This is a genomic window from Halorubrum tibetense (genome assembly GCF_042661865.1).
GTDB classification, from domain to species: domain Archaea; phylum Halobacteriota; class Halobacteria; order Halobacteriales; family Haloferacaceae; genus Halorubrum; species Halorubrum tibetense.
Genome location: NZ_JBHSWW010000312.1, coordinates 1 through 2,597 on the forward strand (window position 1 = coordinate 1; position 2,597 = coordinate 2,597).

Below are 2,597 nucleotides of genomic sequence, written 5' to 3' on the forward strand. Positions count from 1 at the left end.
GGCGGCGACCGCCCCGATCGCTCGGCCGAACGCCGGCTTCTGGGTCTGGTTCGGTCGGGAGTCCCGGTTCGCGCTCGACGACACCCGTCGCACGGTCGAGGCCACGATGCCGGGACACCACCGCGTGAAGGCGGGCTCCGCTTCGGCGTCGGCTGCCGTCGACTTCGCGGAGGCGCTGTGTGATCCCGATCCCGACGACCCGGACGCCGCTTTCCCCTTCACCGTCGTTCGCGAGTCGTTCGGCCCGGCCGAGGGCGACACGCTCCGGATCGAACACGGGAAGCCGGACGGCCGGCTCATCACGCTTGGCGAGGGAAGGGTGACCGAGGTCGATGCCGACGGTGGCGTCACCGTCGAACGGGAGATGAGTCCGGGCGGGAGCTACGACGGTCTCGGCGGCCGTCGCGAGGCGGGCGACGTGGCGGTGACGAGCCTGTCGGAGGGTCGCCGGTGGTATCCGACGACGTACCGCGCCGCCGACGGGACGGTGAAGGGGACGTACGTCAACGTCTGTACGCCCGTCGAGGTGTTCCCGGACGCGGCCCGCTACGTCGACCTCCACGTCGACGTGGTGAAACACCCGGACGGGACGGTCGAGCGGGTCGACGACGACGTCCTTGACGCGTCGGTGTCGCGCGGCGACACCCCCGAACCGCTGGCGGAGAAGGCACGAAGTGTGGCGTCGGCGCTGACGAACGCGCTGTGAGGCGACCGGTTCGGGGTCGATTCCCGGGTCCCGATTCGGCCGTCGGTGGATCACGACGCGGGGTACACGGATACTTGTCAGTGGTGACTCGATCCGTCCGCTCGACCGGCCCGGCAGTGATCTCGGTGGTCGATCTCTGATGGAGATAGCGGCACGATCGTATATAAGTAACCGACGAAGGTCGCGGTGCTGTCGTATATAAGGGGAACTCCCCGTGCTGTCGTATATAACTCACCGCTACCGTCGGTGACTGAACAGGACGAAAACTCCTCGTCGGCAAAATCGGCGATCTAGTATATAAAGTGCCGCTCGCAACGACGGCGATCTAGTATATAAGTGGGCGACCATGACGACGGTGACGACGATATCGACGCGCACGGCCGTGGCTCCTCGTGTTTCGGTGTGCGTGGACTGAGGGGAGTAAGCCCCCTTCGGTTCGTCCCGACATTCGGCTAAGCGTCCGTGGCCGTGGCCGGACTACCTGATGGCCGCGGACTTGCACCGGCGAGGATTCGCCGTTCCATCCGTCCCCACCTGTCTCCCCTCGTCGGGTTAACTCCCTTCCCTTACGGGTCGGTTCGCTCGGTCGCGGGTGACCCCGCGATCGACGTCGGTCGCCGAGGCGACCACACGCGACTCATCGGTCGGGGTGGGGGGTGTCGTTGCTGTTCCAGCGCCAGCCGTCTCCGACTCCGGGCGTGTGCCCGGTCGCCCGTCCGGCCGGTGGGGGGACTTTCCTCATGCCGAGGGCACGGGAGTCGGGCTCCCTCTGTCCGGCCGATCGTAGCCGCCGCCGGCGAATAAGCGATTCGGTCGGCGGGGTTATCGATACGTCAGGAACCGTTCCGCGTTCGGCCCCGCCTGAACCCGTGTGAGACCGGCTCAAACCCGTGGTTATCGGTCGATCACGGATCCTCACGCCCAAGGGAAGCGTTCAAGTCGTCAGCCGTGTTACTAGGTTTCATGTCCGAGGCACAGACCGTTCAGCTGTCGTACGACGACGGGGCACGAGCGGTCGAACTCGCACGCGAGGCGGTCGAGTCGTTCGTCCGACACGGACAACGGGAGCAACCCGGCAGCATGCGCGAGGCGTTCTACGCCAGAACGGGCGCGTTCGTCCGCCTCGAATCCACCCGTGGTCGGGGCAGACTGCGCGGCTGTGCCGGCGCATGGGACGACTCCGACCAGCTCGGCCACGCCATCGTCGAGGCCGCGATCAAGGCCGCCTCCGGCGACTCGTGTGGCTCCGAGGTCGAACCGAAAGAGCTCGAAAACATCACCGTCTCGGTGTTCGCCGTCTCCAACACCGTCCTCACCAACGACCCGCTGGAGGACCTCGAGATCGGCACCCACGGCGTCGCCGTCGACGGTGGGAACGACCACGGCTGGCTCTATCCGACCGTCCCCGTCGAGAACGGCTGGTCCGGCGCGGAGTTCCTCTCGCGAGCCTGCCGGAAGGCCAAACTCCCCCCGAACGCGTGGCAGGATGACGACACCATGGTGACGCTCATCGAGGGGCAGGTGTTCCGCGAGCGCCCCGACGGCGGCGCGGTCGAGGAGCTGTAACCCGGGGATCCCTTCGGGCTGCGGTTCTCCTCCTCCCGTCGGCGTTCCGTTTCTCCCGTTGTACTCTTACTCTCCGCGCGGTCTCCGATCTCACGCCGACCCGTAGTCGACGCGTTCCGCGTCCGCGAGTGCCCGCTCCGCCGCCTTGTCGAGGTCGAACGTCTCTCCGTTGACGATCTCTCCGTCGCGGATCACGGGCTCCAAGAGCGGCTCGGCGTCCGCCGGACCCTCTCTGTCGGCCAGCCCGACCGCGTGGCCGCCGTCGGCGGTCCGGTACGCCTGTTTCGCACCCGAGAGCTTGCCGCGTTTGGCCGCCGGCTCGCCG

At 67.5% G+C, this 2,597-nt stretch carries 2 protein-coding genes, 1 other RNA gene and 1 pseudogene; 2 read left to right on the forward strand and 2 right to left on the reverse strand.

Annotation, left to right across the window (positions count from 1 at the left end; all coding sequences use genetic code 11):
- Nucleotides 1–706: ribonuclease FAU-1 family protein (locus ACFQEU_RS14285; RefSeq protein ID WP_379783242.1), on the forward strand; the 706-nt coding region annotated here is incomplete at its 5' end.
- Between the two features lie 409 nt (nt 707–1,115).
- Here ACFQEU_RS14285 and rnpB read toward each other — a convergent pair.
- An RNA gene (rnpB, locus tag ACFQEU_RS14290) (RNase P RNA component) lies at nt 1,116–1,480 on the reverse strand.
- Between the two features lie 189 nt (nt 1,481–1,669).
- Here rnpB and ACFQEU_RS14295 point away from each other — a divergent pair.
- Nucleotides 1,670–2,272: a TIGR00296 family protein gene (locus ACFQEU_RS14295; protein WP_379783244.1), complete on the forward strand. Its 603-nt coding sequence runs from the start codon at nt 1,670–1,672 to the stop codon at nt 2,270–2,272.
- A 90-nt stretch (nt 2,273–2,362) separates the two neighbouring features.
- On the opposite strand, the pseudogene ACFQEU_RS14300 reads toward ACFQEU_RS14295, so the two are convergent.
- A pseudogene (locus ACFQEU_RS14300) lies at nt 2,363–2,597 on the reverse strand (nicotinate phosphoribosyltransferase); the annotation flags it as partial.